At 60.4% G+C, this 16,057-nt stretch carries 12 protein-coding genes and 1 pseudogene; 7 read left to right on the top strand and 6 right to left on the bottom strand.

Annotated features, from left to right (window positions below):
• Positions 1–217: 217 nt before the first annotated feature.
• Together ACX80V_RS12420 and ACX80V_RS12415 are read left to right on the top strand one after the other, a co-directional pair.
• Entirely contained in the window at positions 218–682 is a 465-nt protein-coding gene (locus ACX80V_RS12420) for a DUF4145 domain-containing protein (RefSeq protein ID WP_485843384.1), read from the top strand.
• Positions 679–1,611 (top strand): LuxR C-terminal-related transcriptional regulator, encoded by a 933-nt coding sequence (locus ACX80V_RS12415; RefSeq protein WP_485843383.1) that lies wholly within the window; start codon positions 679–681, stop codon positions 1,609–1,611. Before ACX80V_RS12420 ends, ACX80V_RS12415 begins: the two co-directional genes overlap by 4 nt.
• A gap of 214 nt (positions 1,612–1,825) precedes the next feature.
• Here the strand turns inward: ACX80V_RS12415 and ACX80V_RS12410 are convergent, their stop codons facing one another.
• From ACX80V_RS12410 to istA, 3 genes are all read right to left on the bottom strand, one after another.
• A complete protein-coding gene (locus ACX80V_RS12410) occupies positions 1,826–2,650 on the bottom strand; it encodes a hypothetical protein (RefSeq protein WP_485843382.1) in 825 nt (274 codons plus the stop codon).
• 364 nt (positions 2,651–3,014) lie between these two features.
• A complete protein-coding gene (istB, locus tag ACX80V_RS12405; RefSeq protein WP_485843381.1) occupies positions 3,015–3,839 on the bottom strand; it encodes an IS21-like element helper ATPase IstB in 825 nt (274 codons plus the stop codon).
• Positions 3,836–5,683, bottom strand: a complete 1,848-nt coding sequence (istA, locus tag ACX80V_RS12400; protein WP_485843380.1) for an IS21 family transposase — start codon at positions 5,681–5,683, stop codon at positions 3,836–3,838. Before istA ends, istB begins: the two co-directional genes overlap by 4 nt.
• Before the next feature lie 589 nt (positions 5,684–6,272).
• On the opposite strand from istA, the pseudogene ACX80V_RS12395 reads away from it, so the two are divergent.
• A pseudogene (locus tag ACX80V_RS12395) lies at positions 6,273–6,540 on the top strand (ABC transporter ATP-binding protein); the annotation flags it as partial.
• 168 nt (positions 6,541–6,708) lie between these two features.
• On the opposite strand, the gene ACX80V_RS12390 reads toward ACX80V_RS12395, so the two are convergent.
• The gene (locus ACX80V_RS12390) at positions 6,709–9,507 is read right to left on the bottom strand and encodes an NACHT domain-containing protein (protein WP_485843379.1); all 2,799 of its coding nucleotides are present in this window, start codon (positions 9,505–9,507) and stop codon (positions 6,709–6,711) included.
• A 257-nt stretch (positions 9,508–9,764) separates the two neighbouring features.
• Between ACX80V_RS12390 and ACX80V_RS12385 the strand changes: the two genes are divergently transcribed.
• On the top strand, positions 9,765–10,043 hold the full coding sequence (locus tag ACX80V_RS12385) for a hypothetical protein (RefSeq protein ID WP_485843378.1): 279 nt from the start codon (positions 9,765–9,767) through the stop codon (positions 10,041–10,043).
• Here ACX80V_RS12385 and ACX80V_RS12380 read toward each other — a convergent pair.
• Positions 10,009–10,476 carry a hypothetical protein gene (locus ACX80V_RS12380; RefSeq protein WP_485843377.1) on the bottom strand — a complete coding sequence of 156 codons (468 nt, stop codon included), beginning with the start codon at positions 10,474–10,476 and terminating at the stop codon, positions 10,009–10,011. The two genes, ACX80V_RS12385 and ACX80V_RS12380, sit on opposite strands and share 35 nt — an antisense overlap.
• A gap of 35 nt (positions 10,477–10,511) precedes the next feature.
• Here ACX80V_RS12380 and ACX80V_RS12375 point away from each other — a divergent pair, with 35 nt between their 5' ends.
• The gene (locus ACX80V_RS12375) at positions 10,512–11,324 is read left to right on the top strand and encodes a DUF6414 family protein (RefSeq protein WP_485843376.1); all 813 of its coding nucleotides are present in this window, start codon (positions 10,512–10,514) and stop codon (positions 11,322–11,324) included.
• Between the two features lie 111 nt (positions 11,325–11,435).
• Here ACX80V_RS12375 and ACX80V_RS12370 read toward each other — a convergent pair whose 3' ends face one another.
• A complete protein-coding gene (locus tag ACX80V_RS12370; protein WP_485843375.1) occupies positions 11,436–11,684 on the bottom strand; it encodes a hypothetical protein in 249 nt (82 codons plus the stop codon).
• A gap of 365 nt (positions 11,685–12,049) precedes the next feature.
• Here ACX80V_RS12370 and metH point away from each other — a divergent pair, with 365 nt between their 5' ends.
• The gene (metH, locus tag ACX80V_RS12365) at positions 12,050–15,700 is read left to right on the top strand and encodes a methionine synthase (RefSeq protein WP_485843374.1); all 3,651 of its coding nucleotides are present in this window, start codon (positions 12,050–12,052) and stop codon (positions 15,698–15,700) included.
• Positions 15,701–15,741: 41 nt separating this feature from the next.
• Complete coding sequence (locus tag ACX80V_RS12360; protein ID WP_485843373.1) at positions 15,742–15,894, top strand: LPXTG cell wall anchor domain-containing protein; 153 nt, start codon at positions 15,742–15,744, stop codon at positions 15,892–15,894.
• Positions 15,895–16,057: the final 163 nt, after the last annotated feature.

Raw genomic sequence — 16,057 nt, 5'->3', positions numbered from 1 at the left:
ATCCAAGGTCATGCGCACTGCACGGTCACGGACTTCGGGCGGAAACTGCTTGGGCATAATCACTATCTTTCTCACAGAAGATAGCGGCATCAAACCCGGGACGGTTCAGCCTGACCGAACCGCCAGGACCGTTCAAGGTGCGTTTAGGTGCAATCATTGCCACAAATTGAGTGTTGGAACTGGTGAACTGCCACAAAGGGCTACTATCCCGTCCAGCGTGCCGGAGAGTTGGTGGGACTTCCCTCTGCGATGGACGCCAGAGCAGATCGGTGGCCGCGAGTTCCCGGATGTCCCGGCGCACATAGCCTCCGCGGCGGATGAGGCGTTCCGTTGCCGGAGCATTGGCAGCCTCCGGGCCGCCATCGTCATGGCACGCTCGGCCATCGAGGCTACATGCAAACACCACGGGGTTACCAAGGGCCAACTTGCGGCCAAAATTGACGAGATGACGGCCAAGGACCATATCCGCTCATTCACACAGGACGCCGCCCACGAGTTGCGCCACTTGGGGAATGACATGGCCCACGGGGATTTTGTGGAGGAGGTTGACGCTGATGACGCGGACGCTGTGTTGGTCGTTTTGGGGGAGATCCTCTACGAGGTGTACCAAGGACCAGCCAGGTCCGGTCGTATGAAGGCTAAACGCGAGGCGGCCAAGGCAGCGAAGGCTGAGGCGTCGTGAAGATCTTCATCAGTTGGTCCGGCAAAGAAAGCCAGCAGGTTGCCCTTGCGCTCAAGGCATTCTTGAAGAAACTCCTCCAAGCCACTGAGCCTTGGATGAGCGAAGTGGATATACAGCCGGGGACCCGCTGGTCAGAACGCATAGCGTCCGAACTCCAAAAGTCCCAGTTCGGAATTATCTGTGTCACGCCGGAAAACCGTTCCTCGGAATGGGTCCATTTTGAGGCGGGTGCCCTGTCCATAGCCCTCGGCGATTTGGAGCGCAAAGTGGTTCCGCTGCTGATCGGCTTTGAAGAGCGCGGAGACCTGCGGGGACCTTTGGGACTTTTCAACGCGGTCCGTTTTGTGGAGGACGACGTCTGGAAACTTGTTCTCACACTCAATGGCGAACTGGAGGTCGGCCTTGACGGCAACGATCTCCGCGAACTGTTCGACGTATTTTGGCCTAGGTTGGCGGCAGAAGTGGAGCGGTTGAAGAAACTTGCGGGGGCGCCGAAGCCTCCCAAGAAAACCCCGGAGGAACTCACTACGGAAATCCTGGAGACGGTTCTGGATATTCAGCGGCATCAACAGCTGGAGGCGAAGGCCCAAACGCATGGGCCTTTGGGCGCCTATTGGTTTTCATCGGCAATACGCTCCGCCCGCGAGTCGACACAAAGTGACTTTGCCTTGTCGCCGCCGCAGGTTGCGGAAAGCGAGTTTGAGCAGGCACTCAAGAAGCTCACGGCCCGCGAAGTGGAAGTCATGACGTTGGCACAACAGGGGCTGGGCAACCGCGAGATAGCTCTGCATCTCGCGCTGTCCATCAGAACGGTTGAAGGCCATCTGTATCGCATATTCTCTAAACTTGGCATCGCCTCAGTTGAGGAACTCAGGGTGGCTGGACTAAAGCCGCCCAAGGAACCGGAATCAGACAGCAATGGCGACTGAGCGGATGTCTTTCAGGCAGCCACCAGCAATGATGCCGAGGGTGCCTAGATAGCGTGGAGTCGGTCCAGTTGGACTTAATTTGGATCCCGAAAGCCTTCAACAGCCTGCCTAGCGGCCGAAAAATGCCCCAATGTTAGCCATCATGGCCTGCGCCTTCTTTGATCCCACCAATTCGAACAATCCTAAGCGAGCGGGTCCGGACGCGGCGTCAAGGCTAAGCAGATGTGACGCTGCGTCCCCACCGGAACTCGCACGCCCCGCACACACGTTCATGCCACATCGAAAACGGTTCCTTTGAGATAACGCCGCTATCTTCCTCGACTCGGTACGATCCGCATCTTGAGCACCGCTCGGGCTGGCCCATACGGTGGCGGCGTATCGCCATCGCGAAAGTAGTTATCGTGTGCTCGGTGGCGTCGAGGACGAGTTCTGCATCCCACGGCGTCGCGTCGGCGTAGTGTTGTAGCCATACCGCCAGATCCCACGTCCTATCGGCGGCGCTCTTTAGGTACGCGCGAAGCCGGCCAGAAGCTATGTGCTCAGAGGCGATGCCAGCCCAACCCTTGAAATTGCTCTGTTGCGGGGCCTCAGTCACGGCTTCAGGTGGTACGACAGCGGCGACACTGGCTGCCAGGGCCAGCAACGCCTCGCGACAACGGACGCCCACTGCCTGGAAGGCTTCGGCTTCATCGGCGGCGTTGTAAGCCACTTCTGCTTGCCGAAACTTCCGCCACGCTACGCTTACTTGCGAGGATTCTTCTATATCGACTTTGCTTCCGCCCCTGGATGCTACTCGCGCCGTCAGGCCAACATGGTACGTAACTGCCTCATTGGCTGACCTGAATTCGTCTTGGGCATACAAATGCATAGGATTGGTCACGACCCAAAACCGGTCACTGGTTGTCCTAACATCCCAGACTTCGTGGATCTCACCCAGAACTTTTGTGCTGAGTAGCCGCTCGGCGTGGACCACATCTTCGGCTGACTCGAGGGCCACGTAGTGAGACACCCCTCTTATCTGGTGTTCAAACTCGTCCATATGTCATCGTTCGCTCTCCGCAATGGCCAACCCGTCGCTTGCGGGCAGAGACGAAGCTTACCTTGCCGGCAGCGTCTTGCTGGGTTTCAACATGATTCGCCCTGGAGATATTCTCTCCGGCAATCAAGGCAGGGTGCAGATTTTTCGTGACAGCATCATGTCGGAATTTGCGTGGACTGTGCACATTCCTGGAAGGCGTGAGTTTCGTGAAGCACAGCACACCCTGGACGGTGACGACCATCTATCGTGTAGTCCCGGTGGCATACAGATTCAGCATCGAGTTGCCCGAGCGGGCAAGCCAACTGTCGCTTGCCAGCGGGATGGGACCACCGCGTTGCCACGAGTATGGGACCACGTGTAAGTGCTATTTAGCATTGTGGGTCTCCTTGTTTTCGTCAAGGGTGGCACGCCGGTTTTCGCTGGCGCGTTGGCGCCAGGAGGGGCCCTCGATGACGAGGGTGTGGGCGCCTTGGGTGAGCCGGTCGATGGCTGATTGGGCCAGCAGGGTGTCGCTGGTCATTCCCAGCCATTCGGCCGGTTCCCGGTTGGAGCTGATGACCGTGGATTTGCGGCGGTGGCGTTCAACGACGATTTCGTAGAAGTCGTTCGTCTCGGTGGCGTCGAGGGCCTTGATCGCGAAGTCGTCAATGATCAGCAGGTCCACGGCGGCGATGCGCCTCAGCTCGGCTTCCAGCGAGTTGTCGAGGCGGGCGCCTCGGAGCCGGGTGAAGAGTTTGTCCGCGCGGGTGAAGTGCACGCTCATCCGCCGCCGGATCCCGGCATGGCCCAGGGCGGTGGCGAGGTGTGTTTTGCCCACGCCGACCGGGCCCAGGAGGAGCACGGAGTGCCCGGCCTCGGCGAACGCCAGGGTGCCCAGGTCCGAGAGGAGCATCCGGTCGTAGCTGAGGTCCGCGGCGTCGTCCCAGGTTTCCAGGCGCATCGCCGCATCCAGGCCTGCCCGGGCGGCGCGCAGTGCCGCGGAGCGGGAATCGCGGCGGGAGAGCTCATCGGCGAGGAGCAGCTCCAGGAACGCAGCGTGGCCCATCTGCTGGTGCCTGGCCATCACGAGGCGCTCGGGCAGAGTGTCCTTGAGCCCGGAGAGCTTCAGGTCCCGCAGGATCCGTGACAAATCGGTGCTGACCGGGTCCACCGGCCCCGCCGAGGTGGTGGCGGTGCTGAGCTGGTTCATCGCGCTTCCTCCCGTGCTGTCTGTTTCTCCTGCGCTTGTTCTGGTGCCTCGGTGTGGGAAAAGACCAGGTGCAGCTGCACTCCGTGGCCGTACCTGGGCCCGGCCCCCACCTCGACCGTCCCGGCGGTCCCCGAATTGGCAGCGCTGCCGGTCCCCACACTGGCCAGGCTGGTCCCGGCGTTGGCCACACCTGTCCCTTGACTGGCAGTGCCGCCGGTCCCAGTACTGGCCAGGGCGGTCCCCTGATTGGCGATACCGGCCCCTTGACTGGAAGACCGCGCCAGCGCCGGTCTGGTGGCGTAGTTGGCGTATTCGGCTGGGTCGCGGGCGAAGCGGGCGGCCCCGGCCGGCGCGGTGCGTGGCAGCAGGGCCGGGGTGTTCTCGGCGGCCTTGGCGAGCATGGAAGCGATCTTGGGCACGGCGACGACGTCCAGGTCCAGAGCTTTGGCGCACGCCGCCTCCACCGCGCCCGGCCCGTACTCCCGCACCAGCCCGATCAGCCGGTAAACGGCCCGCATCCTGGTCCAGGGCAGCGGGTCGTCCAGGATCCGCTCGGCGTAGATGCCGATGTTCTCCCCGTGCCCGGCGCAGATGCCGATCAGGCGGGTGATGTCCCGCAGCGCGTAGGCGCTCTTGTGTTCCGGCAGGTCTGTCTGGTCCGTGGACCGGGTCCCGGGCCGCATCCGCGGGTGGGTCTTGACCAGCTGCCCGCGGTGGTAGATTTTCACCAACTCGCTGTCGGCCCGCACGGCGACCTGCGCGCCGATGTAGTCCCCGGGCACCGAGTACAGGGCCTTGCCGATCTCGATGTGGTGGTCGCGGTGGACCTTCGCGTCCTTGAAGACCGGCACGTCGTAATCCGCCGGCACCGGCAACAGGGCCGGGGCTTCCTCGGCGGCGAAGACTTCCGCCGGACGCGCGGCGGTCGTGCCGTGCATCCGCATCCCGGCCTTCTCCTGACACCAGAACACAGCCCGTGCCTGGGCGTCCTCCAGGTCCGCGAAGACCTCCCCGGCGAAGAAGTTTCCCCGCACATACTGCACAACCCGCTCGACCTTGGATTTGTCTTTTGGCGACCTCACACGGGCCGCGTCGGTCGCGAACCCGGCGTGGCCGGCATAATCCAGCCAGCCCGTGGAGAAGCGAGGATTCACCGGGTCCGCGTCCGTCACCACCGGCTTCAAATTATCCGGGATGAGGACTTTGAAGACGCCGCCAAAGAACGCCCAGGCCATCTCGCACCCGGCGATCACCGCCGCCAGCGTCTGGGTGTAGGTCAGCCAGACGAACATGTGCCGCGAATACACGGCCGTGAAGATCAGGGCGTGCACCTTCCGGTCCCGGCCCGTGTCCGGATCGGTGATCGTGCCCATGAACGCGAAATCGATCTGGCATTCCACCCCGGGCTCCCCGTCGGCGACCCGCACCGTCGTCGCCTTCACCCGGTACCCGCACCGCTCCGTCGCGAAACGGTGCAATGTCCGGTACGGCACCTGGCAGCCCTGACGGGAAAGCAGCTCGTGGACCTTCACCAAAGTCAGCGCCCGGCCGGCCTTCCCTGTTCCGGTGCCCGTGACCCAGGCCCGGATCTGTTCCTCGTGCCGGGCCAAAGCCTCCCACGCCGGCCCGTGCCCGTTCGGCCGCACCGGGCGCACCGCCGCGACCACCGCCCCGACGAGCTCGTCGGTAATTGCATCGGCACCAGCGTCCCGCACCAGCCCCGCCGCCTCGGCCGCCTGGACGTACCGGCGCGCCGTTTTCCTATCCACCCCGGCCCGCTCGCCCACGGTGCGCAACCCCGCACCATCGAGCCACGCCCGAAGCACTTCCCGAATCTCAACCACGCTGACCTCCCTGAAAACCACCCCTGCTGACCTCCACGTCGAGAACACTGACGCGATGATCAAACAAGGAAACGAAGGACTCCCCGGCGCAACACGCAGGGCGGTCCCATGACTGGCTAAACAGGTGGTCCCATGAAGGTGGCAAAAAACGGGCTACAGCGGTCCCATCCTCCTGGCAGGCGACAAGCCAACCGTAGGTGTCAGGCGTACTTGAGAAGTCAGCATGACCACGCGATAACGGCTTGGCTTGTCCTTCCGTAGTGATTGAAAAAGCGGCAATGATACTTCGACTAATTACGAGTTCCAGAAAAATTGAGAGAAGCAAAATCAAACTCTCTGCAAGTCGTGACGAGCAGTTCGTGCGAATCGCTCTTAGCATGCTCCTCTTAGTTGTTACAGCGCCCCGCTCGTCCACAAGGTCGCGCCCCATCTTTGTGAGAATGTGTTTCCAGATGGCGTGCTCCACAGCCATCCGCTTGTCGGCGTCTAGCATCCATCCGGGTGAATGCACCGTTTATCCCATGCTCGGTGTCGTCCTCCGCGCCTTTCGAAATTTCAGCTATAGACGTTCGACCTGGAACTCAACCAATCTGTGTTGATCCTGGACGAGGCGACTTCTTCAGTGGATAACACACGCACGGAGGTGCTAGTGCAGAAGGCAATGGATGCATTGCGGAGCGACCGGACGAGCTTTGTAATCGTGCACCGCCTGTCCACCATCCGCGACGCCGACCTCATCCTGGTGATGGAGGCAGGGCAGATCGTTTAGCAGGGGACGCACGCCTCATTGTTGGCTGCGGGTGGGTCCTATGCCCGGCTGTACGACGCAGTTCGCGGCTCCTGTGGCGGAGGTTTAAGCGAGAACCAACACAATTCGTATATATCCGTCTTGAGATGTAGAGGGTAACTCATCTCCGGGGCGGATCCACTTAACGTAAGCACAGCAACGGTTCGGTCGCGGCGCAACGCACTTGTGCAGCTGCACGAGATCAATTGAGGGGCCCAGCCAGACGGTTTTTCGCAGCCTAGAACCGAAGCCTCGAATCAGCCACCAGATAGGTTCCGCCGTTCGTCCATTTCTTGATTCTAGGTGGCAATTCAGCGATTGTACGCAGTGCATCTTGAATCTCATCGGCGGCTGGTTCGGCGCCGTGCCCGTGCCTCCAATCTCGGTAGCGAGCGGCGTAATCGATGCGTCCGGGCCAACACTGGGAAGCAGCATGCAGATCACCGTCCCGTTGGTCCTGTTCGTACGCAGCAAGGAGGACAAACGCCAGAATGTCCCTCAACTGCAAATGGATCGGGCTGAGCTTGGAACCCAACTTGAGTGCTGGAGACGGCTCCACGTCGCCGCAAACGTACAAGGCCCAACCTGGAATGGGCGTCTTTTGCGTGAGTGCGTGAACTTTCGTTATCGCCGCAATCTGCGCTTCCGTGAACGCGGCCGTGTGAGCGTTCTCGATGCACCACCACACGGCTCCCCCGTAGGATCCAAAAGTTCCTTCTGAACAGACGTAGTTCCAAGGATCTGGCTGTATGGCTGCTCCGAGTCCCTCGACGAGTAGCCAGTTCAGAATGTTTTCGTCCGTACTGGAAGCTAGTTCACGTGAATAAGTAGTAGCGATGTCGAGTGAAGCCGGTCGCCAACTGTCTTCGTAGCGACCACCACCGGATAGCTGATGGCTGCTCCATCCTGAGAGGAAGAGTTGCCTGATCGTCTCTTCTTCCGGGGTCATGAGGAAGGTCTCTACAAAGTTTCCCCTCGCAATTGGATTAATCGCTAGGAGAGCGAGAAATTCCTCGCGAGGGATACCTTGGCGAGATTTTTCCCATCGCTCGATAAGGAGCTTCAAGCCCGCGTTTAGCGCATATTTGGCTACCACCGCACCATCGAGTAGCCGAAGAAGCAGAAGCGTTGGGCTCGTTTCCGAGCGGCAGAGTTCTTCGAAGACGTGTGTTCCTCCGCGGCGCCTGACGACGTCGTAGCTCTGTATAAGCAGCTCAGGCACCAATGAGGTCGAGTCCCTATCGAATGCTTCTCTGATATGGCTGGCGAGTACCGGCGCTGAAGCAGCCTCTCGCGCCATCGCCTCCGCAGCGAAGAACTCTAGGAAAGTCCTATGCGTGAATGCATATAACCGCTGGTTCCGATCGTTCGTTCCCTCACTTCCGAGCAACCACGCGCGATCTGCGCAGAAGTCCAGGAACTCCTTCGCTGCCTCCCTTGCCTCGTCCGGCAGAAGGCCAATATCGCTGATCATGTACTCCGCAATGACCTTAGCTATCTGCCGCTCCTCCACGCCCGACTGCGCAGATGTCGTGTTGAAGAACCATTCTGCTATCTGCTGCATGAGCTGATTGGCGAATCGTGGGACAGAGTGAGAGACCTGAATCTGCCGGTGAGCGTCCCAACGTTTGAAGAGCAGCTCTGCGCAGTCTGCGTATATTTCTCGTCGGTTGCTTGGGATCTCGCCGCTATTTCGGTAGAGGTTGCAAAGGAGAGACAACAATAGAGGATTCACCCGAAGGTCATGAACACTCTTTGACTCCGAGATGAAAGGTTCGCAAAGGTCGGTGCGCCCCGCGTGTGTGAACCATCGTGTTGCGTACTCGCGCACTTGCTCCAGGGAGAATTCCTGCAGCTCCAGCGACCTGAAGATGATGGAATCGAGAGGTGCTCTTTCGTATCCAACGGTCCTCGTTGTAATTAATACGGAAGTTGGTGGATATTGAGCTGTGAAAGCATGGATCCTCTGAACCATCTCGGCACGCTGTGACCTGTCTGTGATTTCGTCAAGCCCATCGAACACGACCGCAACTTGTCCAGTTAGCAGCATTGCTTCAAGCATCAATGACGGCAGTGTGGTCGAGAGATCAGCAGCGGTTTTCTGGGCGGCGTAGTCCGTTATGGACGTTCCCCAAGCGTTGCGAACGTATTCTCTGCATCGGACAACGACGCTTGGGATGCCGGTAGCACCCTCCCGGGCGGTTGCCATGGCGTGTACGAAGTGACTAACGAATGTGCTCTTCCCGGCCCCAGGGGCACCCTTCAGTACGACCCGAAACGGACTCGCTCTGGATACCAGGTCCTCGGATTCAAGGGAGACATTGGATTTGGGATCTCTGAAGTGCCTCCCCACGTAGAGATCACGAAAAGCAATCCTCTTCGAAACATCGATGTGGTTGATGATCGGGGTGTGACCGGCACTCTGGATGAGTTGGGCTAGATGCCTGGAGGTCGTCGCCGCGGCTATCAACGACTCGAGGTCGCTTCCGAGCTCGGTCAATCTGTTCAAATATGCGGTCGCAAGACCGGATTTATTGACCGGCTTGCCCAAGGGGGATGAGAGGAAGTCAACATAGTTTTCTGCCGACTCAACAAGGTCCGGTTCATGATCTACTGAGGGCACAAGCTCGTCGTATATCTGCAGAAGCCGGTTCCAGACTTCTTCTACATTCCCTTTCCAGTTCTCGCTGGAATCAAGGAGCCACCGTTCTGCTTCGCTTCGAAAAGCAGATTCCATGGTCGACATGATTTCGGGATGGGCCGCGGAGGTCGGGATCAGCTTGCCGAGCGCTACGAAGCGCAGAACAGGTTGCACTCGTGGGGAAGTAAGAAACTTGTCGACATCCTGGCTTTGCGACGCAGTGAGTGAGTTGCCCCTCAACCCGAGGTCCAACCACTCGGGATCGTACATTCCAGAGAGCCGGAGTTTCCGTATGGCTCCCTTAAATCCAGCTGCTACATTCTTTGCGCCCCTCATAGCTGTATTGCCGGCGCTCACACCGGCCACTGCGGCTGCTCCCATTGTCAACGGATCCATGAGGCTTGACTCTAGTGGAGACCGGACGGACTGCCGATGTCCGGATCCGCTTTGACTCATTATCGGACCTACGAGCGGAGGGCGTGAAGAGATGCCGCCGGTCTGGCGTCCAAGAGGAACAGATTGAGATTCCCGGTGCATATGGCCCCACCTACAAGGAATATGACCACGTCCTCCACACCGCATAAGTCGCACCGAACTGCCTCTGGTGTAACAGCGCAGTAGGTCGCGGGCAGCGTGTTGGATGCATCTTTTGCGTGTCTTCAGATGAAGTTGCGGACCTGATAACGCCCAAGCGCGCGGTGGTTGCGTCAGCTGAAATCGAAGGAGGTTTTTTATCAGTGACTCACAGCCAGCTAGCGCAGCTGGGATCGATGACCAACCTGCTGCAGTCCGGGGTGGCTTCAGCCCAGCGGGTGTTCGAGCTGCTGGATACTGACCAGCAGTCGCCGGACGCTGTTGGCGGGGTTTCTGTTGATGGCACCGGGGCCACACCGTTCTTTACTTTGCTTCTTTCCGCCATTTTCTGTCACTGAGTCGAAGTATGCGCAAACGCTCTGCCTTCAGTCTTTTAACTTTATTTTCTAGTTGTGCAGCCTTTGATCTAGCATCGCTAATAATCAATTCGTGCTGCGCTGTAATATCTGGCCGATGCATATACGCAATACTTGCAGCTTCTTCCTGCTGGGCTACAATTACTCCCTGAAGTGACGCGATTTGAAGGTCCAAGTTCGCGATATCATCATCCAGGGCGTCTACTTGCTGCGAACGAGCGACCGCTTTAGGTCTATGTTTGGCCGCAGCTCGGATAGCTGCCACGTAGCCTATGCAACAGCCAAAAACTAATGCAAGTGCCATTAGTCCCATTTCCCGGACAGAAGGAGGCGTTGTAAGCAAAAATATGATTACAGTGATTGCAAAAGCACCCAATGCCAGTACGGTGCTGGATTTTGTCCATGGATCTATCATGTGCTTAGCTTAGAACTTTCTGGCGGAAATCGCCTATGCGGAACACTGTGGCACGGTTACTATATATCATGCTAAAGAACTTTTTATATCTTAACTCACAGTCGGTAGATAGCTACCTGAGTAGCCTGGAGGATGGTCTGCGAGAGTCTGCAGAGGACATCACCTTGAAGAATCAGATTCAAGACGCAGTTGATGGCGTGCACGGAGGTGGGGGCTCAGGTTTGCAGCATGTACGTTCACGAATCGACACCCCTGAGTCGAGGTTTGAACGTTTACAGCGTCTGGCCACGGAGAAACCACAAGAGACGGGGTGGACCGTCGTCCCTGATGAAGGCGCCGACCTGTCCCTCGTACGCACGGGTTCGATTTTAGAGATTCAGTGTGAGGTTTATGTCCCAGAAGTTGTACGAGCGTTTTCCAACACAAATGGAATTGGTGACATGCTCAACATGCTGGAAGTATTTGGACAGAATGCTGATGTTTTCGGATTGGACAAATCGAAGATGCCACCGAAGAATCAAGTAGAGGCTATGAAATCAGTTTCCGGAATTCTTGGATCAGACATGATATTCAGCGGTGAGCACGACGAGTCGGGCAGAAAGGTCGCTGGTAAGCTCATCGATAAGTATATAAAAAGTGATGTTGACGGCCTGGCTACTGTTGTAGGAAAGGTGACTTCATACTGGGGTGAAAACAAGTGGAAACCCTTGCTGGCCTTGCCGGGAATGAATCTAGTTTCTAGGGAAAAGCGCCGCGAGCTCGAGGGTAAAAAGCCCCAACCAGGCCAGGAAAGCCAATATCTAGAAGGGCCTGCCTATATGTTAGATGTTATAGCTATTTACCGGTAATAAATGTATAAGGAAAGGCCCCGCCTTCCGGATGAAGTCGGGGCCTTTCGTCGTCATGAGCGGGGCGGGCTAGTGGAAAGCGGCAGATGCCCACACCAACTGGACCTTGCCTTAGTCAACCTTCTTTTGATTGATCTGAACGTGCGCCTGCCATCTGGTTCTTTCTCCCACCGCCTCGCAGGACATACTCATTTCCCCTTGAATAAATTCGTCATCGGCGAGCTCGTCCCTGACCAACTCCGTGGCTTCCGCCCTGAGAACCGCTGAATCGCGGGAATACCCTGCGGGCCTGTTTAGGTACACGACAAGAGATTTGGGGTAAGGGGCGGACTCGAACTGGGCTTCTTCAACATTTGCCATTTCGAAATGATATCGGGCGGGACGCATCGTTCATGAAGCTGGTTTCCTGCGCTGCAACCAGTTGATGGCGTCCGTTGGCGCGGCCGGATGTTGGGTCGAGGGTGCACCGTCGCGGAGCTACAAGCGCTTTGGCCCTAATCTGGCCCACCAGCGGAGAGCCGGACGCCGCAGCGAGTTTCCGCACATCTTGGGGATACTCTCCTCAATGATACGAATCAATTCCCCGCTCGACGTCGAAGCGCCTCATGTCCCCTCGGTCAATCATCTGCACCTGAGCCACACGAAGGTCCTAGGAAGCCGCCCCCGCCGCCGTAGTACACGGACACACAGCGCAACCTTCCAGCCCCCAGACGTAATCTGTTTAGATGCCTCGTTTTGCGCTTGATATTGAGTCCGTCCCCCGACCCGTCCGCGCCCAGGAGCTGCTGGATGCGGTGAACCATCGGGTCGTCATTGCCGATGGGGCGATGGGCACCATGCTGCAGGGGCGGGAACTGTCGCTCGAAGACGACTTCCTGGGACTGGAAGGCTGCAACGAGATCCTCAACGCCACGCGCCCGGATGTCCTCGCGGACATTCACGACGCGTACTTCGCGGTGGGCATCGATGCGGTCGAGACCAACACCTTCGGCGCGAACTGGTCGAACCTCTCCGACTACGGGATCGACGACCGGATCGAAGAGCTCGCCCGCAAGGGGGCGGAGATCGCCCGCGACCGCGCAGAAGCGGCAGAAAAAACAGACGGACGGATGCGCTGGGTCCTCGGCTCGATGGGTCCGGGCACCAAGCTCCCCAGCCTCGGGCACACCAGCTACGACTACCTCAAGCAGACCTTCGCCCTGCAGGCCGAGGGCCTCATCGACGGGGGAGCGGATGCCTTCCTCATCGAAACCAGCCAGGACCTCCTGCAGACCAAAGCCGCGGTCAACGGCTGCAAGCAGGCGATCGTGGCCCGCGGCGTCCGGCTCCCGATCTTCGTCGAGGTGACTGTCGAAACCACCGGAACCATGCTCATGGGATCCGAGATCGGCGCGGCACTCACCGCGCTCGAGCCGCTCGGCGTCGACGCCATCGGCCTGAACTGTGCCACCGGGCCGGATGAGATGAGCGAGCACCTGCGCCACCTGTCCAAGCAGTCCTCGGTGGCGATCGCCTGCATGCCCAACGCCGGCCTGCCGATCCTTGGTGCCAACGGCGCGCACTATCCGCTGACGCCCACCGAACTCGCCACCGCGCACGAACAGTTTGTGCGGGAATTCGGCCTGGGCCTCGTGGGCGGATGTTGCGGTACGACGCCGGAGCACATGGCCGCCGTCGTAGAGCGTCTCGCGCCCTTCCGCACCAGCGCCGCCGTCACCAGCGGCGGGCGGGGCGCCGACGGCGGCCGCGTTCCCACCGAGCGTGAAGCCGGCATCGCTTCCCTCTACCATCATGTGAATTTCGACCAGGAGTCTGCGTTCCTCGCCATCGGCGAGCGCACCAACGCGAACGGTTCGAAGGCGTTCCGCCAGGCGATGCTCGACGAGCGCTGGGACGACTGCGTCGACATTGCCCGCGAGCAGGTCCGCGTCGGCGCGCACCTGCTCGACGTCTGCATTGACTACGTGGGGCGCGACGGCGTGGCCGACATGAAGGAAGTCGTCTCACGTTTCGCGTCTGCCTCCACGCTCCCGCTCGTCATTGACTCCACCGAACCGCAAGTGCTGCAGGCCGGGCTCGAACACATCGGCGGACGCCCGGTGATCAACTCCGTCAACTATGAGGACGGCGACGGCCCGGACAGCCGCTTCGGGCGCATCATGCCGCTTGTCAAGGAACACGGTACCGCCGTGATCGCCCTGACTATCGACGAGCAGGGCCAGGCACGCACCACCGAGGGCAAGGTGGCCATCGCCACCCGCCTCGTTGACGCCCTGGTGGGTGAATGGGGGATGCGTGTGGAGGACATCATCGTCGACTGCCTGACCTTCCCCATTGCCACCGGCCAGGAAGAAACCCGCCGGGACGGCATCGAAACGATCGAAGCCATCCGCCAGATCACCACGAGGTACCCCGGCATCCAAACCACGCTCGGCGTCTCGAACGTGTCCTTCGGCCTGAACCCGGCAGCGCGCATGGCCCTGAACTCGGTGTTCCTGCACGAGGCCGTCCAGGCAGGCCTCACCAGCGGCATCATCGACGCGGCCAAGATCGTGCCGCTCGCTTCGCTGCCGGAGGAGCAGCGCAAGGTGGCCTTGGACCTCGTCTGGGACCGCCGCGAATACGACGCCGACGGCAACACCACGTACGACCCGCTGAACAGCATGCTGGACCTCTTCGCTGGCGTCGACACCGCAGCGCTGAAGGACCAGCGCGCCGCGGAACTTGCGGCGCTGCCCACCGGCGAGCGCCTGGCGCGGCGCATCATCGACGGCGAGGGCAAGGGCCTTGAAGGGGACCTAGACCTGGCTCGGGCCGAGGGCATGACCCCGCTCGGCATCATCAACGACTACCTGCTCGAGGGCATGAAGGTGGTGGGCGAGCGCTTCGGCGCCGGCGAGATGCAACTGCCGTTTGTACTGCAGTCCGCCGAGGTGATGAAGACCGCGGTGGCGCTGCTCGAGCCGCACATGGAGAAGGCGGATTCCTCGGGCAAGGGCACCATGGTGATCGCCACCGTGCGCGGCGATGTGCATGACATCGGCAAGAACCTGGTGGACATCATCCTCACCAACAACGGCTACAAGGTAATCAACCTCGGCATCAAGCAGCCCATCGCCGACATCATCGCAGCGGCCGAGGAGCACAACGCGGACGTGATCGGCATGTCCGGCCTGCTGGTGAAGTCCACCGTGGTGATGAAGGAAAACCTTGCGGAGCTGCAGTCCCGTGGGCTCGCCAAGCGGTGGCCGATCATCCTCGGCGGCGCGGCGCTGACCCGCGCCTACGTCGAGCAGGACCTGGCAGGTCAGTTCGACGGCGAGGTCCGCTACGCGAAGGACGCCTTCGAGGGCCTGTCGCTCATGGAGCCGCTGGTGCAGGTGGCCCGCGGCGCCCACCCCGCCGACGTAGGCTTGCCGGCGCTGAAGAAGCGGATCCACCGCAAGGGCGGGTCCCTCACCCTGACCGAGCCCGAGGCGATGCCCGGCCGGTCCGACGTCGCCTCCGACAATCACGTGCCTTCGCCGCCGTTCTGGGGCACGCGCATCGTGCGCGGCGTCTCGCTCCACGACTTCGGTGCTTTCCTCGATGAGCGCGCCACCTTCATGGGGCAGTGGGGGCTCAAGCCCGGCCGCGGCGAGGACGGCGCTTCCTACGAGGAACTGGTGGAACGCGAGGGCCGGCCGCGCCTGCGGTACTGGATGGACCGCATCCTCGGCGAGGGAATGCTCGACGCGTCCGTCGCGTACGGCTACTTCCCGGTGGTCTCCGAGGGGGAACAGGTGGTGGTGCTGCACCACGGGGAGGATCGCGACGGCGTCCTCGGCACCGCGGGACTGCTCGCCCCCGACGGCGGATCAGGCGGTGCGCTCGGCACCGAGCGGCTGCGTTTCGACTTCCCGCGCCAGCGCCGCGACCGGCACCTGTGCCTCGCCGACTTCGTGCGCTCGCGCGAATCGGGGCAGGTGGACGTGCTGCCGGTGCAGCTGGTCACCGCAGGCGGCAATGTCGATCAGGTGACTGCCAAGCTCTTCGCCGGCGATCACTACCGCGACTACTACGAGCTCAATGGCCTGGTCATGCAGCTCACGGAGGCCCTCGCGGAGTTCTGGCACGCACGCATCCGCTCGGAACTGGGTTTCGCAGCCGAGGAGCCCAAGGACAAGGCCGGCCTGTTCAAGCTCGACTACCGCGGTGCACGGTTCTCGCTCGGATACCCTGCGTGCCCGGACATGGAGGACCGCCGCAAGGTAACGGAAATGCTGCGTCCCGAGCGGATGGGCGTGGTCCTGAGCGATGAGCTGATGCTGCACCCCGAACAGTCCACCGACGCATTCGTGTTCCACCACCCGGAGGCGAAGTACTTCAAGGTGTGAGTTGGTCCTGTTTCAGCAGGGACAAGGCCTAAGCTTCCCTTATGGGAATTATCATCACACTGCTTATTATCTGGCTTGTCCTTTCGATCCTCGGCTTTGTGTTGGAGGGCCTGCTGTGGCTGGCATTCATCGGCCTGGTCCTGTTCGTGGCCACGGCCGTGTGGGGCTGGTTCAAGCGGAAAGCCAACGTCTGACGCCCTGCAGGGCAATGCTGTGCGGGCCTGAAACGGCAGGCAACAACCTGGACTAGTGCGCTGGCCGTGTTGGGCGCATGGCTCCGACCGGCTTGGGCCTGGGAGCAATACCGGTGGTCCGGGTGGCCCGCACCCTTACAAAACGGAAGCGGTCGACGGCGGG

The sequence above is a fragment of the Pseudarthrobacter arbutini genome, assembly GCF_054510915.1.
Note: the sequence above shows the minus strand (reverse complement) of the source record. Positions and strands in the feature narration are given on the sequence as shown.